At 35.2% G+C, this 26,789-nt stretch carries 27 protein-coding genes and 1 pseudogene; 17 read left to right on the top strand and 11 right to left on the bottom strand.

The window, feature by feature from the left end; genetic code table 11:
* Positions 1-255 precede the first annotated feature (255 nt).
* On the top strand, positions 256-1,281 hold the full coding sequence (locus tag MKY80_RS06135; protein ID WP_342532355.1) for an Ig-like domain-containing protein: 1,026 nt from the start codon (positions 256-258) through the stop codon (positions 1,279-1,281).
* A gap of 94 nt (positions 1,282-1,375) precedes the next feature.
* Positions 1,376-1,519 (top strand): annotated as a pseudogene (locus tag MKY80_RS06140) (ATP-binding protein); the annotation flags it as partial.
* On the opposite strand, the gene MKY80_RS06145 reads toward MKY80_RS06140, so the two are convergent.
* Positions 1,520-1,834 carry a hypothetical protein gene (locus tag MKY80_RS06145; protein ID WP_342532356.1) on the bottom strand — a complete coding sequence of 105 codons (315 nt, stop codon included), beginning with the start codon at positions 1,832-1,834 and terminating at the stop codon, positions 1,520-1,522. It abuts the pseudogene before it with no gap.
* Positions 1,835-2,112: 278 nt separating this feature from the next.
* On the opposite strand from MKY80_RS06145, the gene MKY80_RS06150 reads away from it, so the two are divergent.
* On the top strand, positions 2,113-3,714 hold the full coding sequence (locus tag MKY80_RS06150; RefSeq protein ID WP_342533001.1) for a Na/Pi cotransporter family protein: 1,602 nt from the start codon (positions 2,113-2,115) through the stop codon (positions 3,712-3,714).
* Positions 3,715-3,850: 136 nt separating this feature from the next.
* Here the strand turns inward: MKY80_RS06150 and MKY80_RS06155 are convergent, their stop codons facing one another.
* Positions 3,851-4,708 carry a LysR family transcriptional regulator gene (locus tag MKY80_RS06155; RefSeq protein WP_342532357.1) on the bottom strand — a complete coding sequence of 286 codons (858 nt, stop codon included), beginning with the start codon at positions 4,706-4,708 and terminating at the stop codon, positions 3,851-3,853.
* A 116-nt stretch (positions 4,709-4,824) separates the two neighbouring features.
* On the opposite strand from MKY80_RS06155, the gene MKY80_RS06160 reads away from it, so the two are divergent.
* Positions 4,825-5,988 carry a YbfB/YjiJ family MFS transporter gene (locus MKY80_RS06160; protein ID WP_342532358.1) on the top strand — a complete coding sequence of 388 codons (1,164 nt, stop codon included), beginning with the start codon at positions 4,825-4,827 and terminating at the stop codon, positions 5,986-5,988.
* A 32-nt stretch (positions 5,989-6,020) separates the two neighbouring features.
* On the opposite strand, the gene MKY80_RS06165 is transcribed toward MKY80_RS06160, so the two are convergent.
* Together MKY80_RS06165 and MKY80_RS06170 are read right to left on the bottom strand one after the other, a co-directional pair.
* The gene (locus MKY80_RS06165) at positions 6,021-6,881 is read right to left on the bottom strand and encodes a YitT family protein (RefSeq protein WP_342532359.1); all 861 of its coding nucleotides are present in this window, start codon (positions 6,879-6,881) and stop codon (positions 6,021-6,023) included.
* Positions 6,882-6,914: 33 nt separating this feature from the next.
* The gene (locus MKY80_RS06170) at positions 6,915-7,454 is read right to left on the bottom strand and encodes a transcriptional regulator (RefSeq protein ID WP_036147586.1); all 540 of its coding nucleotides are present in this window, start codon (positions 7,452-7,454) and stop codon (positions 6,915-6,917) included.
* Positions 7,455-7,639: 185 nt separating this feature from the next.
* Between MKY80_RS06170 and MKY80_RS06175 the strand changes: the two genes are divergently transcribed.
* The 4 genes from MKY80_RS06175 to MKY80_RS06190 all read left to right on the top strand — a co-directional run bounded on the left by MKY80_RS06175 (position 7,640) and on the right by MKY80_RS06190 (position 10,174).
* Complete coding sequence (locus MKY80_RS06175; RefSeq protein ID WP_043989760.1) at positions 7,640-7,891, top strand: PLD nuclease N-terminal domain-containing protein; 252 nt, start codon at positions 7,640-7,642, stop codon at positions 7,889-7,891.
* Positions 7,875-8,777, top strand: a complete 903-nt coding sequence (locus MKY80_RS06180; protein ID WP_107922891.1) for an ABC transporter ATP-binding protein — start codon at positions 7,875-7,877, stop codon at positions 8,775-8,777. Before MKY80_RS06175 ends, MKY80_RS06180 begins: the two co-directional genes overlap by 17 nt.
* Positions 8,778-8,781: 4 nt before the next feature.
* A complete protein-coding gene (locus MKY80_RS06185; RefSeq protein WP_239354310.1) occupies positions 8,782-9,561 on the top strand; it encodes an ABC transporter permease in 780 nt (259 codons plus the stop codon).
* A 229-nt stretch (positions 9,562-9,790) separates the two neighbouring features.
* Positions 9,791-10,174 (top strand): GntR family transcriptional regulator, encoded by a 384-nt coding sequence (locus tag MKY80_RS06190; RefSeq protein WP_008174484.1) that lies wholly within the window; start codon positions 9,791-9,793, stop codon positions 10,172-10,174.
* Between the two features lie 49 nt (positions 10,175-10,223).
* Here the strand turns inward: MKY80_RS06190 and MKY80_RS06195 are convergent, their stop codons facing one another.
* Positions 10,224-11,621, bottom strand: a complete 1,398-nt coding sequence (locus MKY80_RS06195) for a hypothetical protein (RefSeq protein WP_089985462.1) — start codon at positions 11,619-11,621, stop codon at positions 10,224-10,226.
* A 422-nt stretch (positions 11,622-12,043) separates the two neighbouring features.
* On the opposite strand from MKY80_RS06195, the gene MKY80_RS06200 reads away from it, so the two are divergent.
* The 4 genes from MKY80_RS06200 to MKY80_RS06215 all read left to right on the top strand — a co-directional run bounded on the left by MKY80_RS06200 (position 12,044) and on the right by MKY80_RS06215 (position 16,870).
* Positions 12,044-12,682, top strand: coding sequence for a GntR family transcriptional regulator (locus tag MKY80_RS06200; protein ID WP_089985464.1), 639 nt, complete (start codon positions 12,044-12,046; stop codon positions 12,680-12,682).
* 19 nt (positions 12,683-12,701) lie between these two features.
* Positions 12,702-13,751: a 2,3-butanediol dehydrogenase gene (locus MKY80_RS06205; protein WP_090001229.1), complete on the top strand. Its 1,050-nt coding sequence runs from the start codon at positions 12,702-12,704 to the stop codon at positions 13,749-13,751.
* 360 nt (positions 13,752-14,111) lie between these two features.
* Complete coding sequence (locus MKY80_RS06210) at positions 14,112-15,074, top strand: ABC transporter substrate-binding protein (RefSeq protein WP_170844075.1); 963 nt, start codon at positions 14,112-14,114, stop codon at positions 15,072-15,074.
* A gap of 137 nt (positions 15,075-15,211) precedes the next feature.
* On the top strand, positions 15,212-16,870 hold the full coding sequence (locus MKY80_RS06215; protein ID WP_342532360.1) for an AraC family transcriptional regulator: 1,659 nt from the start codon (positions 15,212-15,214) through the stop codon (positions 16,868-16,870).
* 218 nt (positions 16,871-17,088) lie between these two features.
* Here the strand turns inward: MKY80_RS06215 and MKY80_RS06220 are convergent, their stop codons facing one another.
* Genes MKY80_RS06220 through MKY80_RS06230 form a run of 3 tightly spaced genes read right to left on the bottom strand, consistent with a single transcriptional unit; the run spans position 17,089 to position 20,706 of the window.
* On the bottom strand, positions 17,089-18,213 hold the full coding sequence (locus MKY80_RS06220; RefSeq protein WP_008174471.1) for a Ger(x)C family spore germination protein: 1,125 nt from the start codon (positions 18,211-18,213) through the stop codon (positions 17,089-17,091).
* A gap of 29 nt (positions 18,214-18,242) precedes the next feature.
* Entirely contained in the window at positions 18,243-19,643 is a 1,401-nt protein-coding gene (locus tag MKY80_RS06225) for a spore germination protein (RefSeq protein WP_342532361.1), read from the bottom strand.
* On the bottom strand, positions 19,636-20,706 hold the full coding sequence (locus tag MKY80_RS06230; protein ID WP_239354319.1) for a GerAB/ArcD/ProY family transporter: 1,071 nt from the start codon (positions 20,704-20,706) through the stop codon (positions 19,636-19,638). The genes MKY80_RS06225 and MKY80_RS06230 overlap by 8 nt, the downstream gene beginning before the upstream one ends.
* Before the next feature lie 323 nt (positions 20,707-21,029).
* Between MKY80_RS06230 and MKY80_RS06235 the strand changes: the two genes are divergently transcribed.
* The 5 genes from MKY80_RS06235 (at position 21,030) to MKY80_RS06255 (ending at position 24,933) form a co-directional block, all read left to right on the top strand.
* Positions 21,030-21,821: a nicotianamine synthase family protein gene (locus tag MKY80_RS06235; protein ID WP_239354321.1), complete on the top strand. Its 792-nt coding sequence runs from the start codon at positions 21,030-21,032 to the stop codon at positions 21,819-21,821.
* Between the two features lie 381 nt (positions 21,822-22,202).
* Positions 22,203-23,030, top strand: a complete 828-nt coding sequence (locus tag MKY80_RS06240; protein ID WP_089985469.1) for an AraC family transcriptional regulator — start codon at positions 22,203-22,205, stop codon at positions 23,028-23,030.
* Between the two features lie 82 nt (positions 23,031-23,112).
* Positions 23,113-24,096 carry an ABC transporter substrate-binding protein gene (locus MKY80_RS06245; RefSeq protein ID WP_239354322.1) on the top strand — a complete coding sequence of 328 codons (984 nt, stop codon included), beginning with the start codon at positions 23,113-23,115 and terminating at the stop codon, positions 24,094-24,096.
* Between the two features lie 53 nt (positions 24,097-24,149).
* Positions 24,150-24,479, top strand: a complete 330-nt coding sequence (locus tag MKY80_RS06250) for a cupin domain-containing protein (RefSeq protein WP_239354324.1) — start codon at positions 24,150-24,152, stop codon at positions 24,477-24,479.
* A gap of 247 nt (positions 24,480-24,726) precedes the next feature.
* On the top strand, positions 24,727-24,933 hold the full coding sequence (locus MKY80_RS06255) for a TM2 domain-containing protein (protein ID WP_107921746.1): 207 nt from the start codon (positions 24,727-24,729) through the stop codon (positions 24,931-24,933).
* Positions 24,934-25,131: 198 nt separating this feature from the next.
* On the opposite strand, the gene MKY80_RS06260 is transcribed toward MKY80_RS06255, so the two are convergent.
* The 3 genes from MKY80_RS06260 to MKY80_RS06270 form a co-directional block, all read right to left on the bottom strand.
* A complete protein-coding gene (locus MKY80_RS06260) occupies positions 25,132-25,455 on the bottom strand; it encodes a zinc ribbon domain-containing protein (RefSeq protein WP_107921747.1) in 324 nt (107 codons plus the stop codon).
* A gap of 169 nt (positions 25,456-25,624) precedes the next feature.
* Positions 25,625-25,906 (bottom strand): zinc ribbon domain-containing protein, encoded by a 282-nt coding sequence (locus tag MKY80_RS06265; RefSeq protein ID WP_107921748.1) that lies wholly within the window; start codon positions 25,904-25,906, stop codon positions 25,625-25,627.
* Positions 25,907-25,927: 21 nt separating this feature from the next.
* Positions 25,928-26,290, bottom strand: a complete 363-nt coding sequence (locus MKY80_RS06270) for a DUF2085 domain-containing protein (RefSeq protein ID WP_237068749.1) — start codon at positions 26,288-26,290, stop codon at positions 25,928-25,930.
* Positions 26,291-26,789: the final 499 nt, after the last annotated feature.

Consider the following 26,789-nt stretch of genomic DNA (forward strand, 5'->3'; position numbering starts at 1 on the left):
TACGTTTATATAAACCAAAATATTAACAATATATAAATATTATTAACATTCCTCAATATTATATTTTAAATTCATGCATATAATTAATAGTAGGGGAAGTAAGTTAAGAAGTCTTTCGCTGACGGATCGCCGTATGCGATGAAAGTCGCCTGTGCGGTGAAGGCTCGTTATAAACCTAAAGAAAAAGAAGGATAAGACGAGAATGGCATAGGTGCAGCAATTACAGGAGTAGGAACCCCTTCATCTGTTTTACAAATGGGTGAAACTACTGAATTAATTGCTGCAACAATAGAGTTAGGCACAATTATTTGGTCATCAAACAATCCTAATGTTGTGACAATCAATTCTACCACAGGTAAAATTACTGCTAAAGCTCCTGGTATAGCAACAATTTCGTATACAAGTAGTAACGGTAAAAAAAATTTTATCAATCTTAACGTACATGGAGAAGCAATGGCAAAAAATCCAACCTATACGCAAGTATTGCAAATGGGCGAAGTAACTACAGCTACAGTGGGAACAGGGTTATCTGCCAGTGCAACAAACAAAAGCTTTGTATCTAGTACAACGAGTGTGGCAACGGTTAATGCTACGACAGGTCAATTAACTGCAATAAGTCCAGGAAGTTCTGTTATTACGTATGTAGGGAAGGACAATAATGGAGTAGTAGTAGAAAAAGGAACGATAACGGTGACAGTTTATTCCCAAGCAGCAGTGGGTGCAGTACCGACAGTTTCAGCACCATTTTCAGTTATCGGATGGGGCTCGGCGGCAACAGGTTTTACGACTCCAGTTACTGGTCAATCTATCATTTGGACAGCAAACAATGGAACAGGTTCTGCTTTTATCCACCCGAGTACTGGGGCTATCAGAGGTGTAACAGCCGGTGATGTAACTGTAGCCTATAAAATTGTGGATATTAACACAAAAGTAGTGGTCTACAAGTCCGCTCCAGTATCGATTTCAATTCCTGATACACCAAGAGTAAATATTTCAGCACCATATGTTGATGAAGGGACTATTGGTGGAACTTATTCATCATCAACTAATGTAAATTTGACAGGTGTAATAGTAGGAGAAGATAACGCAATTGTCCTGTTTAGTAATCCAAGAAGTAACGATATAAATATTGCAACTGCAGTGATTGTGGGTCCAAATCCATCGGGGCATGTTTTTTTGAACGTAGAAAAAAAGGGTGTTGGCGCAGTTCAAATAACATTTGATTACACGGATAGCAACAACAAAACGGGCACGATGACCTGGACGTTTAATTTCCAATAAAACTATAGATAAAGAATGCTTCAACGTTTTCTTTTGCCTTCCACAAATCTGTGGAGGGTTTTTTTGCTTTTTTGTAGGATATATATTTCTATATCAATCAAGAACAAATGTGACGGAGGGCTCGGGGCTTGGACTAGCGATTGCCAAAAGCATCGTGGAGCTTCACGGAGGAACAATTCACGCGAAATACAAGAACGAAACATTGTACTTTGTTATCTCACTGCCCTTTACGACGTAACTAATTTGTCCAAAGTGGATAAATGGTTATAGCATGATGTGGTTGTTCATGTCTGGCAAGCATATCCTGCATGGCAGCTAAAAAAGCAGTGTTTTTAATTAATATTTGAATTTCTGTCTGTTTGTATTGCTTTTGAAAATCAATAATATAATCTCTAATGATTGAAAGGTTGTAGTGACTGTTAATTTCCACTTCAACGAAAAATGGCAATGTTAAATCAGGAAGCTTGGTACTACCACCGCGGCGAATCCAAACAGCTTCTTGTACATAATAACGGATGGGTAGTTGACGGTTACTGGCAATAAAAATATCCATAAAAAGCCCCCTTCTATGTCTATTTCAAGCCTAAAGGAAAATTCCTCAGTCGTCAAAAGAAAACATGTGGAAATCTTAACAGCAATTTTCTCATGTTTTTTTGTTTGCTTTTTGTTGAATTTTGTTTGATTATGTCCGTTTTTTGGACTAATTGTAAAGGTAGTGTAAACATTTATTTAATCCATTGTAAATGATATGTACAGAAAGCTTAAAACTATTAATAATAAAGTCTGACAACAAGGAAAGGGTTGAATAGATTGGATATCAATATACAGGAGATGATTTTCCAATTTCTTGGAGGGTTAGGCTTATTTCTTTTTGCTATTAAATTTATGGGAGATGGTTTACAGAAGGCTGCTGGTGACCGTCTACGAGATATTTTAGATAAATTTACAACAAATCCATTAATGGGTGTACTAGTTGGTATTATTGTTACGGTTCTTATACAGTCCAGTTCAGGAACCACTGTTATTACAGTAGGGCTAGTAAGTGCTGGACTTATGAAATTGCGCCAAGCAATCGGCGTTATTATGGGTGCCAATATTGGAACAACTATTACTGCCTTTATAATAGGGATTGACGTAGGTGCATATGCATATCCCATTATGGCAGTGGGTGCCATTTGCTTATTTTTCTTTAAGAAAAGTATCATTCAAAATATTGGACAAGTACTTTTCGGGTTTGCCGGTTTATTTATTGGTTTAGAGCTCATGAGTGGTGGGATGAAGCCCCTTCGTGATTGGCAACCATTTTTAGATTTGACTGTCCAAATGTCCGATGTACCGATTTTAGGTGTGCTAGTTGGGACAATATTTACGTTAATTGTTCAATCTTCTTCTGCTACAGTAGGTATTTTACAAGGACTTTATGCTGAGGACTTAATTTCTTTACACGGAGCATTACCTGTTTTGTTTGGAGATAATATTGGAACAACTATTACTGCCATCTTAGCGGCTTTAGGTGCTTCTATAGCAGCAAAAAGAGCTGCTGCCACTCATTTACTATTTAACGTAGTGGGTACTATTATTTTTATGCTGATACTTGGCTTATTTACGAACTATGTAGAATGGATTGCTGGGTTGCTTAATTTAGAACCAAAAATGCAAATAGCCTTTGCTCATGGAACTTTTAATGTCATTAATACGCTCGTTCAACTGCCGTTTATTGGCGTTTGGGCATATGTCGTAACAAAATTAATTCCTGGTGAAGATTCAGTCATCGAATATAAACCAAAATTCTTGGATAAAAATTTAATTGTCAAGTCACCTTCAATTGCACTAGGCCAAGCAAAAATGGAAGTCGTGCGTATGGGGGAATATAGTATTCTAGGATTAGAAGAAACGTTAACGATTTTAAAAACAGCTGACACAAAATTGGTAGGCAAGGTCGAACAATTGGAAGAAGCTATCAATAACTTAGATCGTCAATCTACAGACTATTTAATAGAGCTATCCAAGCAATCTCTATCGAACCATGATTCTCAGCTGCATCATGCTTTGTTTGACAATATTCGTGATATCGAGCGAATTGGTGACCATGTAGAAAATATTATCGAGCTTCTACAATACAAAGATAGCAACCGCGTCCGCTTAAGCGATCAAGCGCTGAAAGAGTTAGAAGATATGTTTATTTTTACATTAGAAACTGTAAAAGTCGCTATTGAATCTCTTGACAAACAGGATTTATCTTTAGCACAGCAAGTGATAGAAAAGGAAAATGAAATAGATAATATGGAGAGACGTTTACGTAAATTGCATATTAAGCGATTAAATGAAGGCGTATGCTCAGGTTCAGCGGGAATTGTATTTGCTGATATCGTAAGTAATTTGGAAAGAATCGGAGATCATGCATCCAATATAGCGGAAACGGTTATTTCCTAAAATGAGCTGTTCAGTAGAGTAAAAACTACTGAACAGCTTTTTTATAGTGCCCAAAGTAGTGGATAAAACTATGAGAATGACGGATAGCCCCACAAAAGTGCTGGGGAAAAGAAATACGAAAAATCCTAGATCCCCCCTAAAAAGGATGATAAGCTTCTATAGCTTCTAAAAAATAGTGGAGGATGGGCGATTGTACTTCATCCTTACGATAAATAAACCAAGTAGGAATTTGGGCTTGCTTGGTTGTTATTTCATGTAGTTTTAATGCATAGGCTGCCATATACTTCTCTGCAATGGCGCGAGGAAGTAAGGTAATGCCTAGACCAGCCGCCACACAGCCAATAATTCCATCAAGCGTACCAAATTCCATTCTATTTTTTGGCTGTACGCCGTCCTCATGTAACCAATGCTCGAAAACGGCTCGATAGGAGCAGCCATGTCTGAAGGAAATTACTGTACTGTCCTCGATATCAAGCAAATCTTGGATAGGTTTATGATTGCTTGATGTAATGATGACAAGCTCTTCGTTGACAAATTCCTTGATCAATATATTTTCTTTATAAACGGGGCCAGTCACAAAGGCACCATCTATTTCATAGTTTATTAACCGGTCTATATTGTACTGAGATGGACTTGTTAAAATAGTAATATCGATCTTTTCATGAGCTTGATGGAATGTCGTCAATAGGGTAGGTAAATGCAAAGCGGCAGTTGTTTCCATTGAGCCAATCCGTAAAATACCACTTGAATGCTCATCATCTTGTAAAAGTTCAAAGGATTTCTCATAGAGATGAAGCATTTTTAAGGCGACCTCGTAAAATTGTTCCCCCTTAGCTGTTAGCTGAATACCTCGATGCCCACGATAAAATAATGTTGTATTATACATAGCCTCAAGACTTTGAATTTTCATAGATATATTGGATTGTGTGTAATTAAGTGTTGCAGCTGCTTTAGAAAAACTTCCTGTTTGAACGACTGTTCGAAAGATAGTCAAATCATTAATATTCATATGCCCTCCATCTATCAATTTTATTGATATCAATTATAACGAATTAAGCATATTTGTGATACCTAAAATTCGATATAGTGGAGAAGAGAAGGAGTGGTACTATGCAAAAGCAAACCATCCACTATTTAATAGGTGGCGTATTCGCTTTAATGATCGCGATGGGAATCGGACGTTTTTCATATACAGTCATTCTACCCTATATGCAAGAAGCGTCTGGGTTTAGTCGAGCTACTGCAGGCTATTTAGCATCCAGCAATTATTTAGGCTACCTGATTGGGGCATTAGTGGTGGGACGATTATCAATTGAACAAAAACGTGTTCCCTTTTTGCAAGTAGGTCTTATCATCAGTATGTTGACTACGATCTTTATGGGTTTTACAGAAACGATTATTATATGGTATGTCCTCAGATTTATTTCTGGGGTAATGAGTGCTTTTATTTTTGTAGTCATTGCTAGTCTTGTTCTCGATCAATTAGCGGATAATAATAAATCGCATCTATCAGGGCTTTTCTATAGTGGTGTGGGAATTGGAATAGCTATCAGTGCCATCATCGTTTCGCCCATTCATGCAATCTTTAAATGGAATGGAACATGGATAGCTTTAGCGTTAATGTGTGTTTTATTATTTGTCTTTATTGCTTTATTCATCAAACCCATCCCACACAGTAAAAAACAGTGGGGGAATCAATCTATACCAGTACCAAAAATGCCACCGAAGTCATGGTTGAAATGGTTAATTGTCGCCTATAGTTTAGAGGGGCTTGGCTATATTGTCACAGGAACTTTTATTGTTTCGATTGCTCAGGAATCAACAAGCTTTCATGGAAATGCAGCACTAGTATGGTTTGTAGCTGGTTTAGCTGCTATTCCATCGTGCATCATATGTTCCAAGCTATCACAGCGCTTTGGTTATGTGAAAATATTACTGATTTCAATGGTTGTTCAAGCAGTCGGAATAGCTTTACCGGCATTAGCAACAAATACAATTACGCTTTATTTAAGTGCCTTTATTTTTGGGGCAACCTTTATGGGGATTACAACAATTGTTACAACATTAGCAAGACACATTGTCCCAGTAAACAGTCATCAAATTTTAGGCTATTTAACAGCTAGCTATGCTTTAGGTCAGATGGTAGGACCTACTGTAGCAGGAGTACTTGCTAACTCTACTAATAGCTACCAATATTCATTAGTTGGTGCAGCGACAGTTGTAATCATTGGGGCGTTGAGTTTATTGGGTGGGGTAAAATACGAAAAAAAGTAAGTAAGACTGTTGGCGTCTTACTTACTCTTATTTTAATGGATATCTCTTTTCTTAAAGTTCCCGCCACGAACTTCTGAAACATCAGAAATCACAACAAAGGCGCCTTCATCGATATCTTTAATAATAGTAACTAACTTGTTTTCTTCCATACGGTTAATGACACAGTTTAAAATTTCTGTTGGTTCATTGGAGAAGCCGCCACGTCCATGGGTATAGGTAACACCACGTCCGAGACGAGCTTGGATTGCGTCCCCAATCTCCTCCGATTTAGCACTAACAACACGGACTTCTTTTGATTTCTCTAAACCAACTTGGATAATATCGATAACATTTTTTGCAATATAATATGTTAACGCTGAGTATAAAGCGCTCTCTAAGCCAAAGATGAAGCTTGCCCCTAAGAAAATAAAGGCATTGATAAATAAGATAATATCGCCGACTGAAAATGGAATTTTCCGTGATAGTAATACAGCTAAAACTTCCGAACCATCTAAAGCACCACCGTTACGTAAGACAATCCCGATACCTACCCCAAGCAGCATACCACCAGATAGGACAATTAGTAAGGGATCATTTGGGCCTAAAATGGTTTTGACATCATGTAAAAGAACTGTTGATATGGATAATGCTGCGATCCCAGCACTACTCATTAGGGCAAAGGTTTTTCCAACTTGCTTATAACCGATATAGATGAACGGAATATTTAAGACAAAGAGCAGTAACCCTAATGGGAGTCCAAATAGGTGTGCCCCCATAATACTGAGACCCGTTACACCACCATCAATGACAGCATTTGGAATTAATACAGCTTCTAGTCCGTAAGCAGCAATTACTGCCCCAATAATAATCATCATGAATTTTCGAGTGTTTTCTAGTGACTTTCCTTTTTTCATAAATCTTCTCCATTTCTTTACGTAAAATACTACCTAAGGTTTTGGAATAATATTTATTGCAATTGTTTTAGTCTCCGAACCTTTACTTGAGTCGGCCATATTATAGTATTTAGTTAATAAGTCGTTCAATTCATATTCAAAGCTCTTAAATTGATCAGCTGTTAACGATAAGTCAATGAAAGAAAAAGTAGCTAAATCTGTAATACTTTCTTTTTCATCAAGTGAATGTAAATAATTTTGATATTGAGATAGTAGTGCTAATTGATAGTAGGAAATGTAATTTAATTTTTGCTTAGTTGTGAGCTGTGTCCAATCCTCCTTACTAAGTTTTGCTGCTCCTTCATTTAATGCATAAAACTTCTCTGTAACAGAACGGACTTTTCGCTCCTTCACAATTTTTATGATGTTTTCGTCCACTAAAATTTGGATATGTCTATATAAAGTAGCTTGCGGTACATCCTTAATGACCGAAATCATCTCCAAAGTGCTTAAACCTTCTTCTTTATTGTGCATCAGAGCTTGTAAAATTTTCATTCTCACAGGGTGCATTAATACCTCTGCTTTATTGCGCATAAACCGATCCTCCTAATAAAATAATGAGATGGTATCAAGGAAAGCATTCGAATGTTATCAAAATGAGAACATTATCAAAAAATATACTATAGATATTTTTTGAAGATGTACAGTAAAAAGGTAATGAAAATTTTCAACAACTTTGTTATCATTATTGATAATGATAATGAATGGAGGTTTTAGCAATGAAATTACACTATGGTTTTGATGAAATCAGTCAACTCGATTGGGCGAGTATACTTCCTATTCTTTTGCCATTTTTATTGGTGGGATCTATCCTCATTCTAATTGCATTAATCGATTTATACCGTCACAGAAATAGGAGAGAAAACGTACTAATGTGGACAATTATTATTGTGTTTTTTAATACAATTGGTCCTGTTTTATATTTCATGATTGGTAGAAAGGATGTCAATACACGTGCGCTTAGAAATTAAAGGCATTACAAAAAGGTTTAAACAAAAGACGGCAGTGCATGATTTTTCAATGGTCGTTAATGCGAATGAATGCGTCGGATTAATTGGACCAAACGGAGCAGGGAAATCGACATTGATTCAAATCATTGCAGATATTTTATATGCAGATGAGGGGGAAATTCTTCTAGATGGTCAACAAATTACAAGGATGAAAAATCAGATTGGCTATTTACCTCAGTATCCTAATTTTTTCACCTGGATGACAGCATTTGAGACATTATCCTTTATGGGAACACTTTCTGGTTTACCAAAGAATGAATTACAAAACAGAATTCCATTACTTTTAGAAAAAGTTGGTTTAGGGAAAGAAGCCCATTTTCAGGTTGGAACTTTTTCAGGTGGTATGAAGCAACGACTTGGCATCGCACAAGCTTTATTGCATAAACCAGCTTTGATGATTATGGATGAGCCAGTGTCAGCTCTAGATCCAATTGGAAGACGGGAAGTGTTGAATCTTTTAAAAGAAATTAAAAAAGAAACGACCATCTTACTTTCAACCCATATATTAAATGACGCAGAGGAAATTTGTGAGCGCTTTGTCGTTATTCAAAATGGTAGAAAAATAGAGGACGCTACAAAAGGTCAGTTGCTGGAGCGTCACCAAGAATCTGCAATCTATTTGATGGTTCGCCAAGAAGACCTTAATTGGGTAACAACGGTTGAACAGTTATCCTATGTCAGAAAAATTGAAAATGAAAGAAATGGCTTTAAAATACACGTCCATCAATTGGAGGAAGACGCTCAAAAATTGTTACAGTATGCGATAGATTCAAATGTCATGTTGTTAAAGTTTGAATTGGGCATTCATGAAAGCTTAGAAGAAATATTTTTAGAATTGGTGGTGTGAAATTGTGAATACTTTTTGGGCATTAAGTAAAAAAGAAGTAACTCAAATGACGAAGGAATTTAAAATTGTCTGGCTACCAATTGTCTTTATTTTACTTGGGTTAACTCAGCCGATTATGATGTACTACATGCCGGTTATTTTGCAATCAATGGGTGGTGTGGAGGGTATTATGATTGACCCAACCTTGGCAAAGCCGGAGGGAAGCGAAGTACTGGCCACAACCCTAAGTTCGCAGTTTGATCAGTTAGGAATTATTATTTTGGCAGTTGCAGCAATGAGCATTATACAAGGTGAAAAAGCAAATGGAATGATGGCATTTATTCTTACAAGACCAGTGTCTATCTCATCCTACTTAAATAGTAAAATTATTGTCCATTATCTAGTAGCTGTTTTCTGTATAGCTCTAGGCTATGGTATGTCATATGGCTATACATCTTTTTTATTTACGGCGGTACCAGTGACGCATGCTTTGCTGGCTTTGCTATTTTATTGTGTGTGGCTATTGTTTGTTATTACGTTTGTTGCCATGATGAGCACGTTTTTTAATAGTTCGGCTTTTATAGCATTAGCAAGTATTGTCGTCCTATTTATCTGCCGTTTCATTGCTGGTTTACATCCGCTTTTGGATGTTGTTAATCCTGCCAGTAATAGCTTGCATGCTACTACTATATTGATGTCAGGGAGTATGAAAGCTTGGTATGGGTTCCATAGTGCAGTTACCATGCTCCTAGTTATATGGATGATTGCAACCATGCGCCATTTCATTGCAAAAAGGAAGTTTTAAATGGGAGTAATGGCGAATTTGTTATAGGTACTTTGTCAAAATCATCGGAAGCCATTATATCCATTCAACTGTATTAATACACTTATTATTCGAAGCACCTACTTTCATAATCGACCATCTTTCGTTTGAACATACCCATTGATATCAGTTGTTAAGCTTGTATCTTATTACTATGTACAATTATATAAATTTATAGAGTTAGCTCTTAAATGAAGGGATAGACTGGCCAATGAATCTGAAAGTAAATCGAACAAGTAAGGTTCCACTATATCAGCAGCTAAACCAACGATTGCTATTAGCAATAATAACTGGGAATTTAAAAAAGGGTGACCATTTACCATCCATTCGAAATTTAGCTGCACAAACAAATCTTAACCTTCATACTGTTCATAAAAGCTATAAGGAACTTCAGAAGAGCGGGATCATCACCATTAAACCCCATTCAAAAGCAATTGTTATTGTAGATTCTGGGGAAGCAATAAATATTTCCCTTCAACAAATATCTATACGTATCGAACATATAATAATAGAATCTTCTGTTTTAGGGATTAATGAAATTTACCTTAGGCAGATGTTTGAAGGGGTTTTACAGAAATATTACAATGAGCGTTAAATAAAAAGAGGTGGCTCCTATTCTAAGGAGCCATCTCTTTTTGCCTTATTTAAATCAAAAACACCGCTACAATTGTTGTCACAACAAGCCCAATGATTACAGGGATTAAGTTCCGCCTTGCGAGCTCAAATGGGCTCACATTACAAATGGCAGCTGCTGGAATTAATGCCCAAGGAATCAATGTTCCGCCACCAACCCAAATGGCAGTAATTTGCCCTAATGCCGTTAAAGTAGCAGTTCCTCCGCCTAGTGCATTGCCGAATAAGCTTCCGACAGAGCCCGCTAAGGAAATTCCTGAGAAGCCTGAACCATCTAATCCAGTAATGGCACCAACTACAGCCAAAGTGATTACTGCAATTTCCTTCGTTAAAGGGACTATTGCTGCAAGACCAACACCGAGATCATTGACAATACCGTGCGAGGCAGCGGGTAAATGATCTCCGAGAATTTGTGTGAAGCCTGCATCTCCTAAATAGAAGAAAGCAGCAATCGGGATAACAGGTCCGAACACTTTAAAGCCGAATTGAAACCCTTGAATTAAATAGCTTGTTGTCTTTTCGAGCCCCTCTGTTTTATGGGCTACGATACTAAGCAAAAGTAATATGAAAACGGAGGTTCCACCAATTAATGCAGTTGCATCGCTACCCTGTAATTTGAAAACCGACATGGCGATGACATCTAAGATAAAAGCAAAAGGAATAAGCACAGCGAAGAAACGTTTATGTCCAATTGACAGTAGATTTTCTAGCGTTTCTTGCTCACCGTTTTCTTCCGCGGAATTTGCTGTGTTTAAAAGTAAAGTTCCACGTTTCATATCTCGCCGCAAGAAAATATAAGCAACGATTGTCGTTACAACCCCCATAGTAATGACGAGCGGAATACTAGCAGAAACCACGTCTCCAACAGGAATACCAGCAGCATCTGCTGTTAGCTTCGGTGCCCCCTGGATGACGAAATCACTTGATAATGCAATCCCATGACCAAATAAGTTCATCGCCATCGCCACTCCGAGTGCTGGCAAGCCTGCACGAATGGCAACAGGCAAGAGTACTGCCCCTAACAATGCCACAGCAGGTGAAGGCCAGAAAAACCAAGAAATAATCATCATTAATAGACCAATCGTCCAATAGGCAAGAGCGGGTGTTTTAATGATTTTCGTAAATGGTGCAACCATAACCTCGTTAATTCCTGAAGTCATCATGACCCGGCTCATAGCAACAATAATAGAAATGATAAGAATGGTAGATAACAACTCTGTAATGGCATAAATAAAGCTGTTAAATACACCACTAATGGATGAAGTTAAATCGCCAGTCGCAACAATTGCTAGCATGAATATGCCTACTACACAAATGAGGGTGGTATCGCGACGTTTAACCATAAATCCGATGATAAGCACAATAAAAATAACGTAAATCCAATGGAGAGCAGTAAATTCAACCCCCATACGTTTCCCCCTCAATATTCGATCTGATTCTATAGAATATGAAGGGGAAAAAAGTTGGTGATAAATTTAAAAAAATTTCAATCTAAGTGAAGGGGAATGTAATTTGCAAATTGGCAAAAAAACAAACAATTCATATAGGGGATTACAGGGGGTACTTTGATCGAAAGGGGCACTAATTGATTACAACTTAGTGTTACACAACTTCTAAACAAACTCCATGAAAGTAATCAACGTAATAACTATTCCATTAGTGGTTTTTCTCATACCCAAAACAAGTTAATTGAAAGATATGGATTTTTATAATAGAATACTTTTATAGATTATCGATAATCTATAATCCATAATATATAACACCTGTAGCTAATCACTCTATACACTGAACTATGTTAAAATAAAACATATAAATTTATTGGAGTGGTTTAATGGGGTTTGATGAAAATTCAATTTCAAAAAAGACAATTTCTGAGCAAATAGCTGAACAATTATTATTTCGCATATTTTCGGGCTATTATGAACAAGGTCAGCGCTTAATAGAAGCGGAAATTGCAAAAGAGTTACAAGTAAGTCATGCACCTGTCCGTGAGGCGCTTTATCTTTTACAAAAAGATGGTGTAGTTGAAAAAGTACAGCATAAAGGTGTAAGAGTGAAGACCATATCGGATCAGGAATTGAAGGATTATTTGGAAGCGCTTTATAACCTTTTGGATTTTGCACTGACAAAGTGTGAAGCTAAATGGACGGATGATTTGCAAAATGAACTTTTATTTCGTTTTGAAGCGATGAAACAAAAAAAGTCTGCTGAAAATATTTATGAATATGTTGTTTCGTTTGCTCACTTATTACAATTGTTTTTTGATGTTTCAGGAAATATTGCGATGCTACGATTCTTTAAAGAAACAATCTTTGTTACAAATGTAGCTGCCCAAACAAAATGGAAAATGAATCTAGTTGAATCCTACCATATGTCCATTAATACATTTATTAGGTGTATAGAAGCATCGGATTTTGATCATGCACGAGTAGCTATTAAAGATGTTATTTTATGGTACCAATTTAAATAATTTTTTGGGGGTAACATAAATGAAAGCTGCAGTTTGGCATGGTGTAAAAGATATTCGAGTAGAAGAGGTTGAATTACGCGCTTTACGAGAAGATGAAGTGAAAGTAAAAGTAGCATGGGCAGGTATTTGTGGAAGTGATTTGCATGAATACGAAGAAGGTCCAGTTTTCGTACCAGTTGATGTAAAAGCAGAATTAACAGGTGAAGTTGCCCCACTGACAATGGGTCATGAATTTGCTGGTATCATTGAAGAAGTTGGCTCTAACGTGACGGACTTAAAGGTAGGCGACCGAGTTGTCATCAATCCTACTTTGACTTATAGAAACAAACATGAAGATGTTGATCGCTATGATGGATTTAACTTTATCGGATTACATGGAGATGGTGGATTTGCGGAATATGTTAATGTTCCTGCAACAAATATTCACCGTCTAGCCGATAACTTAACATTACAAGATGGTGCATTAGTAGAACCAATGGCTGTAGCAGTCCAAGCTGTCAAAGATGCTGGGGTTACATTAGGTGATTCGGTCGCAGTATTTGGGGCTGGACCAATTGGGTTATTAACAGTGATCGCTGCAAAAGCATCTGGCGCAAGCAAAGTTATCGTATTGGATTTATCTGATGACCGTTTAGAAAAGGCAAAAGAATTAGGCGCAACCCATGCGATTAATTCAGGTAAAGAAAATCCTGTACAAGCAGTTCGGTCAATTGTTGCAGATGGGGTGGATGTATCCTTTGAGGTGGCGGGAGTTGCTCCTACCTTTAAGCAAGCAATTGATGTAACAAAACCTCGAGGTAATATGATGATTGTTTCAATTTTTGCTAGACCAATCGAATGGAATCCAATGCAACTTACAAATACTGGTGTTAATATACTATCCTCGATTGTATATACACCGTCCATATTCCAAAGAACGATTGATGCAATGAGCTCGGGTCAACTAAATCCACAAGGTATCATTACAAGCCAAATTGAACTAGATGAAATTGTGGACAGAGGATTTAAAACATTAACAAGCGACAAAACGCAATCTAAAATTTTAGTTGCAATTAGCGGAGAAAACTAATAGATTCATCTATTTCTATTTTTTAAATGGGAGCATGGCTAATTACAGCCATGCTCCTTTCGTATATTTTTTGCATGAAGCCACCAAATCTTCACTAGTCATTTCCACTTCTCCGCTCACACAAACTACAAGGTAGTTGCACCTCCAATAAATGCGCTCCATAAATAGTAGTAGGGATAATTTCATTTCATGACCATAGGTTTTTCTTCTTCTTTATTGAAAAGCGTTGTTTTGGACAAGAATTGACATTTATACAAAGAAATCGTTGCGTTTTTTCCATTGTTTCACCTTTTCACACAAATTATAATAATGTTGTAAATGATAATCATTTTCAATTAAAGATCGAAAGGAGCAACAAGTGTGACAAAACAACATGGAAAGAAAATTATACAATGGGTAGGGGGGTTCCTCCTGTTGTTAATCATATCAGCATGCAGTACTTCTAATGCTAATAGCAATGTGGCTGATGAACAGAAAGAGGAAGGTGAGAAAACAGTATTATATACAACGATTACTGGTGAACAAGTAGAAATACCTGCGGATCCAAAACGAGTGGTTTATATTGGTCAGACAATTGGTGATTTCTTGGCAATGGATATTCCGGTTGTTGGTAATAATCTTCCGAAAGAGCCTGCTAGTTACTATGAAGGTAAACTCGAAGGAATCGTTGATATTGGAAATCCTGCTGACTTAGAGACGATACTTACCTTAAAACCCGATCTGATTATTAATGGCTATTACAAGGCGGATCCAAACCTGAATGAAGAATTGGCAAAAATAGCTACTACGATTCCCTTCAACCCAGCTCTTCCTTATACAGAACGTGTAAAGGAAATGGGGAATATTTTGGGCAAGCAGGAAGAAGTAGCTCAAGTAATTGCTAAATTTGAAACACGTTTTACAGAAATGTTTGAAAAGCTTCAATTAGCAGAAGGGGAGACTGCAACAGTTTTCTATCAGTTAGGTAAAACGCTTTATGTTATGGGCGATCGTAGCCTTGGTGCTATTATTTATGGAGAAAATGGCTTTGCTGTCCCTCCAGCAGTACAGAAGAATATTATTGATGTAGAAGGCGTGTCTTTCGTTACGGTTTCAGAAGAGGTGCTTTCTCAGTTTGCTGGTGATCATTTGTTTGTAATCGTACAAGAGGATGATGAAAGTGAATCAGAAGCTGACCGGCTACTACAAAGCCCAATATGGGGAACATTGCCTGCAGTCCAAAAGGGAAATGTTTATGTGATTGCTAATGAATGGAATACAGATGAATTGCTAGCTTTGGAGCAATTATATAAAAAGCTACCAGAATGGATGCACAAACAGTAAAAATTGTATCTATCCAATCAATTATTATAACCGCTAGTTTTCTAAAATTAAGCATCCTCGGTCAAAAGTTGATAGTGAATCATTCTGTGTTATAATAACGATAATGATAATCATTTTCAATTGTTGGAGAGTTGCTTATGAATTTTGCATGCCTATATACTAGGCTACAACACTATGATAGTTTTCAAGTTAATCAGCAGACGGCAGCGATGAGCTATAAAAAGAGGAATGACAATGAAACGAATTTGTGCACATTATTAATAGCACTTAGCCATGGCATACGCCTCTATGTAGACAAAATTGCAATCGATCTAAGACAAGGGAGCTGCATTCTCGTTTTACCAGTACAACGCTACACTGTGGAATCGAGTACTGGAGAGGCACAGCTTGCACGTTTTACCTTCGAAACCTTTGAAGTAAAAGGAAGGGCTTTACATCCGGCTGCTCATCCACCCTTACTTTGTGGTTATCCTTATAGGCTATTATATTCTCAAGTTAAGCAAGTACTAGGGAATGAAATATGGGTGAAGAATCAATTTTTCTCCTCTCTAACCTCATCAGAAATGGCTATGATGCAAGGTAGACTTCAACTGATTCTAGGGATGATGGCCCAGTTAGATCAGCAAGCTGTCGATTTGCAGAGCGAAGAAAAGACAAAAATGATTCAACGTACGATCCAATATATGGAACAACATTATGATGAAGATTTAACGGTAGAACAGCTAGCGAATATGGCTGGCATTGTCAGGTGGCAATATAGTCAACAGTTTAAAATTTTGACAGGCAAAAAACCAACTGATTTTCTAGTCCATGTACGAATAGACCAGGCAAAAAAACTTCTATGTAATTCCACAGAGCCATTGAACAAAATAGCTCGACAAATAGGATTTAAGGATGAATATTATTTCAGTAAGTGTTTTCATAAATTAACTGGCAACACTCCACGTGAATATGCGAATATCCATCTTCGTACGCAGCAAAGAACAGTTATCGATTCACTTGGTAGAAGGATTCTTGTTCCTCAAGATGCCACACGTATTGTAACAGATGGCAAACATACACTGGGCGAATTATTAGTACTAGGTATATCTCCCATAGGAGCGGCTATCTCTATTATGAAAGAAAACGTAATTTATCATAATAAGCTACGCAATATTCAGAGTATCGGGTATTGGGCCGATCCAGATAAAATAGCACAGCTACAGCCTGAATTTATATTACTTAGCTATTATCCAAAAGATTTGCAGGAACTAAATACGCTTGCTCCAACGGTTATACTGGACAAAAAGTTTAGATTATTTGAGCGGTTACGGTATATCGCCAAACTTTTTCAACGCAGTAAGGCAGCGGAGAAATGGATTACTACATATGAAGACAAAGTAAGATTGGTGCGTAGACAGTTAGCAGATGCCTATGTAACTGGAGAAACAGCTACTGTTTATCTCAAGTTAGGTGAAAAACTTTATATTATGGGCATGAATGGATTGGCGAGCTCTTTATATGAATCACTAGGCTTTCGTCCCTCAGAAAAAGTGATGCAACTCATCGAGCAAGGGGAGGCATGGTTAGAAATTCAGCACCATCAAATAAGTTACTATGCTGGAGATCGGAATTTTGTCTTAGCTTCTCGTAAGGAATTACATACTGTCTCTCACTGTCCATATATTTCAGCTTTAGCCGAGTTAAGTCCCGGTAAGACTCATTTTTTAGATGCTATATGGAATTATGATGATCCCATTACTCGCGGACGGTTACTAGAGGAACTACCATATATTTTTAAAAAGAAGATAGTATGAACCTGGGTTAGTCCCCAGCATTCAAAGGCTTGAAATCATACAACTATTTATTTTTTAGCTTCGAGGGGCTTCCACGATAGCTCTTGTTATTTTTCTCCATCATAACTTTATGATGGAGTTGATTGGAACGAAGAGTCGCGATTTTTGCATTCCTCCTTCACCAACTAACGGGATATGTTTTAACGGTAGCCATACGCAAAAAAGGTGAAGGTGCCATATTATTTAATAGCACCTTTATCCTTTATGAAAACATTTATATTTATTTTTTCAATAGAATTTTCAGTAATGGTATTTAATTTATCGACAGTCCATGATTGGGGTCTGAAACGATAAGCCTTTTCTGAAAGATTGAAAATATCGGAGTCTATTTCCAACCCTTTCATAAATGTACTTTGAAACTGTGCTGAAATAATTTTTTTGACATCCTTTTCAATGGTTTTTATTCCGATGTTTTTTGGATTTTCTCTAATTGAAGCTTTTACATCTAAATTTAAAATGAATTTAGGAATGGTGTCACCGACAATTTCTATATCATAATCTAAATTGTCAATAAACATGGAAACAGATTGATCCTTTATTGATAATTTCATGTTATTAAAATCCTTATTAAACCAATCTAGCCCTGAAAGTTCTTCTTCCTTTATCCAACCATTGAATTTTTGTCGTGAAAGAAAATAAGCACCACTTATTTTTAATATATTTTTAGATTTATTATCCTCCATCCAATAATCTTCACTAATTTTTATTGTAGGAACCATAATTGATCCAACTGGTTCATAATATCTTTTAATCATGTCTTGTACAGTACTGGTTGAGATGAATGAATTAAAGAATAATTGTTCATTTGGATCATAAGGAAATGTTAATATAGGCGGTTTATAAAAGAGACCATGTACATTCATTATCTCTTTAATATCATCTTCATAACCATAAGCTAACGTATTGTAACGTAGATAATAATCTCTACTAAAAAAATCAAAAAATTCATCCAGATGACCATCCAATATATTTTTGGAAATAAAGAAAGTTTGTATATGTCCATAATACAAAGGATTAACAGAATTCTTTTCTATATCATCGATTGCTCCCTGAATTGTTTCACCTTCTCCATGTCCAACAACAATTGGAGCTGGCTCAGATGCAATGCCAGGATCTGAGCCAGCAACATTCGTAAATCCGAAAGCTTGAAAATATAAATGATACACATCATTAGAATAATCAATACCAAGAGCGGTAATATAAACTTCACTTTGTATTTCCTTCGTACCTAAACAGCCGCCTAGAATAAATAATAAAGGAAAAATTAATGATATTTTGAATGTGGAAGTATAGTAATGGGACATTTATAATCTCCCTTCTACTGAAAAAACAGTCAGTCTTTTATTTTAATTCTAAATGGCATTTTTAAAAAACCTCTAATAAGATTGGGTATACTAACTTTATAAAATGTAGAAAGGTAAGGATGCCCGAAACTTTCTAATGACGAGATATATGTTAAGAAAAATAAGACGCTTAAAACAAAGCCATACATTCCAAAAAATGCGGAAATTATTAATGTTGCGACTCTTATTAAAAATACATTGCCTAGTACATTTTGATTAATTAATGTATAGCTAGATATAACGGTAAGTGCTCCAATTACTAATGTTGATGGTGATGTAAATCCCGCTCTTATAGCAGCATCCCCAACTATTAAGCCTCCTAAAACTGCAACAGTTTGACCTACAGCTTTAGGTAAGCGTATTCCCGCTTCTCGAAAGAGGTCAAAAAAAATGAGCATAATAAGAATTTCGAACGAAGAGGAAACAGGGAGTCCAATTTTAGATGCAGATATGGATACTAGTAAGGGAAAGGGTAGCTGGTTAAGTTGATGGACAGTTAATGCAATCCAAAACCCAGGTAAAAATATACTTGTTAATAAAGAGGTAATCCTTAAAATTCGTGAAAAACTCACAAATAAAAAATTCGTTTGATCATCTTCAGCTGCTTTCAAAATAAGTAATAAATTTACAGGTCCAATTAAACAGCTTGGACTTCCATCTACCAATATGACAAAACGGCCTTTATTGAGGGAACTTACTACAAAATCGGGCCTTCCTGAATAATCAAGGAGGGGAAAGAGTGTCAACTTATCATAAAGTAATTCTTCAATATGATAACTACTTGCAATATTATCTACTTTTATTTTATTAAGTTTGTTTTGTACATTTTTTAAAGTGTTTTGATCAATATAGTTCTCAATATAGAGCAATAAAACTTTTGTTTTACTGGTGTCGCCAATTGTAAAATCGTCACTTGATAAATTTTTACTTTTTAATCTCATTCTTATTAAAGAAAAATTTGTATCTATATTTTCAACAAACCCGTCTCTAGGCCCTCTTAATGAGACTTCCATATTTGATTCTTCAATGGATCGTTCAGGTAGTTTAGCTAAATTGGTTGAATATAAGCTATTCGATGGAACATGATAAAAATATAAAAAACCTGAGAAAATTTTTCTATTTATTTCATCTGTCTTCATTCTGTACTCTTGGATCTCCTGTACTTCTAAATAGCGATTTATAATTTCCACATCATATAAATTTCCTTGTTCAGCCAGAAATCTAATATTTGGTAATAATGAATTTAAAAAAAGTACACTATCAATTAAACTATGGCAATAGATAAATATAACTTCATGTTTTTCGTTATTTAACATATAGAATTTACTACTTACCGTTAAATCTGATTGGTGGTCAAATTCTTTATAAAAAAAATCCTTATTTTCAGTCAAGATGATGAACTCCCTTTTGCTTTTTTTCTAATACGTAGAAAACAGTCATAAAAAAGAATAAAAATAAAAAAATAGAAAGAAGATAAGTGCTTTTTATAAATGACAAAAAATCAGAAACAGACCAAGGAATTAATAATCCTATTGTTAAGCTTAGATAACCAATAATTAATATAAATTTTCGATTTTTAAAGAAGGATGACACAATATACATAAATAAACATATACGAATAAAAGCCATTGATAATATTTGGAGAACAGATAAAGAATCTAATCTTGTAAAGTACTTACCAAATGACAAAACTCTCCATTGCTCGTTTATAGGAAAGAGCATTTTTTTAGTGAGATAAATGCCAAATTCAGATACAGTAGTCACAATAGCGATAAAAACTAATAAGACAAACATACTAGAGAAAACGAGTATTCCTGTCCTTTTCATTTGCTCTTTTACATAACTATTTAAAACGATTAAAATAAAGCCCATTTCTAAAATACCAATACATATGTATAATATTCCCCATAAAATGGACGGAGTATTACTTGTATTTACTGGTAATAATAGTTCGTATTCATTGTTCATTGAATTCCCTAAATTGAGGAGTACAAATAAAAAAATGTATAGTGAACAAATAATCAAAGACAGGATAGCTATAGTTTTGATCCCTTTTAGGGAACCATAAAAGCATAATAATATAAATAAAATAACTGTAATAAAATATGGATAATCAGAGTTAAAACTTTCTTCTGCCCAAATAATTGTAAATTTGAGTGAGACGAACGTTGATGAAATTAAATACATGATATATGAAGTAATGATAAATAAATAAAGTGGTCTATTATCTTGTGAAAATTGTTGTTCAAAAAACGAAGTATTATTTAATTTATTGGTAATTCTAGAAATAAGGAATGCTAAAATTAATATTGGGATTAAACTTGCCAAAGCGCTTATCCATGCTTCACGTTCGACGATTGTGAAAATGGTAGGAATTAAAATGAAATGTGCTAAAAAACTAACTGATAAAAATAACAAACAATATACATGGATTGGCTGTATAACTTTATTCATTTTATCTTAAACCTCCTTCTAACAATATTGCCCATATTGGTTGCCATCTAACCCCTTGGAGCTTCTAATGAAATCTATACTCACCTCTCGCAATTTTTAGGCTCCTATATTACTCTCATTCAAACTAGTTTCATAGAAAACCTAGCAATAATTCTATTAATACACGTAAAAAAACAATCAAAAATAGATTTTGATTGTTTTACACTGTATCCTCCTAATTTTGAAGAGTGGCCAAATAATTCACATACCTTTAAAAATGCTGAAATAGTTTTACAAGGCATGGCATATATTGAACTTTAATTCTCAAATTAGGAGTGGGGTAAGTGAAGGATAGGATGTTATTTTTAAAAGAACTACTGAACTTTGATAAGAAATTTCAGTTCATTATCCAGCAAAATATGGAGCAGCAACAGATTAATTATTTTGAGCTGTGTGAATTAATGGATGAATATTCTTCTTTTATCATAAATCGTGACAATGAAGAACAGTGGGCGAATATGAAGGAATCGAAAGAAATCCTATTATTAACCGACAACTTAAGAATGAACGCGTCTGTTTGTGTGCAAATCTTGGAGAAATATCGAGCGTTATTATTAAGTCATGAACAGGAAGCAGTCACAGATTATTTTCGTAACATAGAAAATTGTATTGGAAAGGAATTTGGCGATTTTGAAATAACTAGTCAGTCGAAGGTACTCTTAATTGGATCTGGATCCTTTCCGATTACCTTATTAATGGTTGCGGAGCGCACGGGAGCAGACGTTTTTGGAATAGATATTGATGATGAAGCCATTCAATTAGGAAAACAGGTAGTCAATAAATTAGGGGATCATTTATCCATTCAAATTGATAAAAAGACGGTAGCGGAGCTCGCAGTAATAAAACAAGTTAGTCATATTATATTTAGCTCAACGGTCAGCAATAAATATGACATTTTAAATCAACTATACGATGTAACAAATAAAGATGTGCTTGTTGCTATGCGCTACGGAAATGGGTTAAAGTCTCTTTTTAATTATCCGATGCAGAAGGTAGATGATACCAAATGGCATATAGTAGAAGAGATTATGCATCCTCAGGATGTATTTGATGTTATTTTATATCAAAAGGTTTAACGAAATTGATTGTTGAAAGCAAACAAGAATGGATTTGCATCTTGAATTTAGCAAGGGTTCACATATGGAAAATGATTAGAAAGGCTTTTAGAGAAATGGTTCTATGTTCAAGCTTTTCATAAGTAATGTAAGCCACCAATTAGTAGATGGGTGGTTATATTTCAAATTGACAATGATAATCATTATCGATAAGGTGGGGATAGGCGAAGGTCGTCAACCCACCTTTTTGCATTTCAGAGGAAGAGGAATTGACCTTACACATCGGCTTTTTATGTCTGTATCCCTTAGATGGAACAGTTTGTAGTCAAAAACGCACAGAACATACAGCTAAGATTCCACCATTATAGGCGGTAAATACAATTTTGAAATGAGGTAATTAATTTGAAAATCGATGTTGAGCAATTAGCAGAGCATTTAGCACATATTCCATTTCAAGTACAGGGGGTATACCGATATGCTAAAAGCACTGGTGTGCCCTATGCTGAATATACAGATTCTTTTCCTGGATTCGTTTTTCCTCTTAACGGAAAAATACAATTTCAATTTAATGGCACCCCGTATATCTTTTCACCAGGAAAAATTGTACATGGTGGTGCAAATATGAAGCTAGATCAAAAAAAATTTGAATATGCGAACTGGGAATATATTCTTGTTCAATACCAAATATGTAACACAGAGCTACAAGATTCCAGCTTTTCACAGCAGCATTTTGAATTATTGACTGGACAATCTCCTCGTCTTATCGAATTAATTTTGCGTCTTTGGCAGGTGTACAATCAGCGTGGAGGCATTTCGAGGTTTCAAACCGAGATGCTATTTCGAGATGTACTGAATGAGGCTTTATTATGTGTGGTGAATAGTCAATATAGCAGTGAATCACATACTTTATTCGAACGGGTATGTAACTATATTCATGAGCATTATTATCAAAGCCTTACCATTTCTTGTCTTGCAGAACAAAATCATGTTAATCGAAATCGACTCTCTTATGTATTTAAAAAACATGCAGGGATAGGACCAGCAGAATATTTATTAAAATATCGGATAAACATGGCGCAAAAAATGCTATATACAAGTGAGGCCCCTGTCCAACAAATTGCACAGGCTGTTGGAATTGAAGACCCTTTTTATTTTAGTAGAGTGTTTAAGAAACAATTTGGTATTCCCCCTAAAGAGTATCGAGAGAAGTTCATCAATAATCCATGCTAGTTTCAACAAGCATCCATTCAAAACGATAAATGATTTTACTATACTAATGGCATATCAAGATCATATGTTGGAGGAATTTTGGATGCAAAAGATGAAAGGACTATGTTTCTCAATACTATTATTAGCAGGAATACTAGGAGGCTGTAATGAAACACCAACTGTAAATAAAGAAATATCTACAAATGAAACATCTACTTCAACGGTTCAGCAGGATACTAATGATTGGCCAAGAACAATTAAGGATGCCTTGGGTAAAGAAATAGTGATCGAGAAGAAACCTGAAAAAATAGCTTCCCTTTGGTATTTTTACCCGGAAATATTAGTGGCATTGGGTGAGCCTCCTGCTGCTTCTACAGATAAAGAATATTTATCTTCTTTAGCATATTTAAACGGAAAGCTAGCTTCAACCGAGGAATTAGGAGATAAATTGTCTCCTAGTATTGAAAAAACTCTATCGATTGAGCCTGATTTTATTTTAGCAACAGAACATCATGAAAAACTGTATGAATCACTAGAAAAAATTGCGCCAGTCATTACTTTAAAATCCCAGGATATTTATGAAGATTGGCAATATGGTCTCCGTACAGTAGCTGAGATTATTGGCAAAGAGAACGAAGCTGAAAAAGTAATCGAAAAAATGATGCAAGCAATTACAACTGGTCGACAAGATTTAAAAACGATTGAAGGAGAGACAGTAGCACTTATCGTGTCATGGGATGGAAAAACTTTTAATGTTTTAGGTGAAGATAATCCTGTTTATACACTTGCGTTTGATAAAGAAAGGGGGTTGGGGCTTACACCAGATACCACATTCAATGGGAAGAGTAATCAATTTTCTGCGTTCGAGGGAATTTCAACTATTCATGCAGACCACATTTTCCTTATAGGTGACATAACAAAAAAAGAAACATTAATGAGTGAGTTAAATCAAAATAATGTTTGGAACAATATGAACGCAGTAAAGAAAGGGAATATTTATTTGATGGATACGTCTGCTATTACGGGTGGTCCATTAGCAATTGAATACGCTTTGCAAAATATAACGGATGCTCTGCAAAAGCACTAAAAAATAAAGTAGAATTCTATCGAAAACAAATAAAACAATAGGGAGAGATGTCTATGAATTATCAAGCTATTAATCTTAATGAGAGTGCAGCTCAAATAAAAGAACTTTGGTCTCCGAAAGTTGTTGGTGAAATACACGATTTCCAATTCAAAGTGGTGAAGATTGATGGGGAATTTATGTGGCATGAGCATCAAGGCGCCGATAAAGTATTTATTGTGCTCGAAGGAGAGCTATTTATTACTTTTCGCGATGGCCAAGTGAAAGTTTCTCAAGGGGAGATGATTATTATTCCCGGAGGGCCCGAGCACAAGCCTTTCGCCGAAAAAGAATGTCATATCATGTTAGTGGAACCAAAGGAAGTAGTAGACACGGATAGTCATTAACGTAACATGAGAATTGAGCTGCATTGTCAGCTCTTTTTTTATTGAATAAAGGCGGTGATTAATAGTTGTAGATAAATATATCGACTAGAGAATATCGACCTTCTGAAGGATAATTTTATAGGAGTAAAATACCAATAAAATAGAATGTATTATGAGGAAAAAAATGTTGAAAAATACTTATTTTGTAATATAATTATTTGGTAGGGTATCATACTATAGTATTTATTAATTTATCGGAGGTATTTAAATGTCAGACAAAAGTTTTGTAACAACAGTATTACTTTGTTTCTTTTTAGGAGGTCTAGGTGTTCATCGTTTTTATGCTGGTAAAATCGGTACAGGTATTTTAATGTTTTTCACACTAGGTGGATTCGGTATTTGGACAATCATTGATTTAATTATGATTATTCTTGGTAAATTTACTGATAGTGACGGGAACCTTATTAAATCTTAATTGAACATAAGTAGTAAACTATTAAAATAAAAAAGCGATAGGCTTGTACATACAATTTTTTCAGCTTGTTGATTTTATCTATAGTAATAGGATTAAAGAAGGGAGACTTTACTATGTCTACCCTTCTTAATTATTTAGTGGCTGATTGCGAATTTTATTACTTAAATAAAGGTAACAATATACTACACTCTTTTTTTATTAGTAATAATAGCTATCATCCATCATTTCTACTGCAAACCCTATTACAAATGAAATAACCAAGACAATAATTGAAATAGCTATACCAAACAAAGCATATATTAATGCTGATTTTGCAGCTTTAGGTTGTGAATCTTTCCAGACAACATAGATAATAATTCCAAGTATAGGGGAGCAGCATAAACTGAGTACATTAATCCAAATGTTTGGTGTATCATCTTTTGCAGTAGTTACTTGACCGCTAAACTTTAATACGTTAACACCACAATGTACACAAATTTCGGCATTCTCGTTAATGCTAGAACCACAATTAGGACAATACATATTTATACCTCCTGCATCTTAAAAAATGCCCTTTTGCAACTATCGCCTGCTGTTTTAGCAATAGGTTTAGTACTGATAACGTATGGTTGTACGCCTCTTCTAGTGTAATTTCAACTAAATCCAAACTATGTTCACTACAATACTTACAATACATATGTAATCCCTCGTTTTAGTAACTCAAAAATCCAATAAGGAGCATGGCAATATAGAATAATATGATAATTCCTATATTAATAAAGAAGAACATTAAAGCTGATTTAGCAGCAATTGGTTTTTCGTCTTTCCAAACAAAGAACAGAATTAATCCCACAAGTGGAACGCAGCAAAGTGTAATTATGTTAACAGCCCAGTTTGGTTTGTCTTCACCACTTGCATTTTTTACACGTACACCACAGTGGATACAAATTTCTGCATGCTCCGAAATTTGTTCGCCACAATTTTTACAATACATAATAGTACCTCCAATATCCTGCTATAGATTTTTTCCAACATATTGACCAAATAAAAAAAATTGGTAGCCAATAGTGTAGAAGAGATAAATAATACCGATTCCACCAGGTAATCCAGTGAAGAACCGTCTAATATTATTACTTGTCCATTTACCAAATAATTGTCCAATACCATCGATAGCCATTGGTAAAATTAATAAGGCTATAATCCATAAATCAAATCTTCCAAAACATATGACTAATATTACGGATAAAAAATAGCCTACTGCCATACCAGTACATCTTGCACATAGGGGGAATTTTCTCCCATTATAATGAAATGAACGGTCTGGCATTTGATGGCAAAAGAAAACAACCTTCAATAAAAAATTAATACTATTTACCAAATTTGTAAACTCCTTTATTATTCTAGCGTATAGTATATAACATAAATAGTATTTATGGAATATACTACATAATTTAGTTTTTAATATAAAATGAAGCTAACGGAGAACAATATCATGAATAGCTGACGAGTAGATTAGACTCCTCAGCTTTTTACAGTTAATGAGATTATCGCATTGTAAAAAATTAAGGAGAAAGTGAGCCTATGTCTTGGTTACAACCATTTAATGTTTGTGGGAACTAGGGGGCACATTTACGCTTTTGTTCATAGTTATATAAGCCGAAATAGTTGAATGAAACGTTACGGGAAAAAAGCACTGTTATTACTGCTCTTATTCATATTGTAAAAGTTTAGTATGGATTATTTTACATAGTATTTAGAATATTAATAATAAATTAGAATGTTTTTATTATTTTTCTGTTAAAATTATTATGTTAACCAATATTTTGGTAATGTTAATTGGATTTAAAATTTTCCTTATTAAATAGGGATGGGGAGGT

The sequence above is a fragment of the Lysinibacillus sp. FSL R5-0849 genome, from assembly GCF_038595075.1.
Classification (GTDB): Bacteria; Bacillota; Bacilli; order Bacillales_A; family Planococcaceae; genus Lysinibacillus; species Lysinibacillus fusiformis.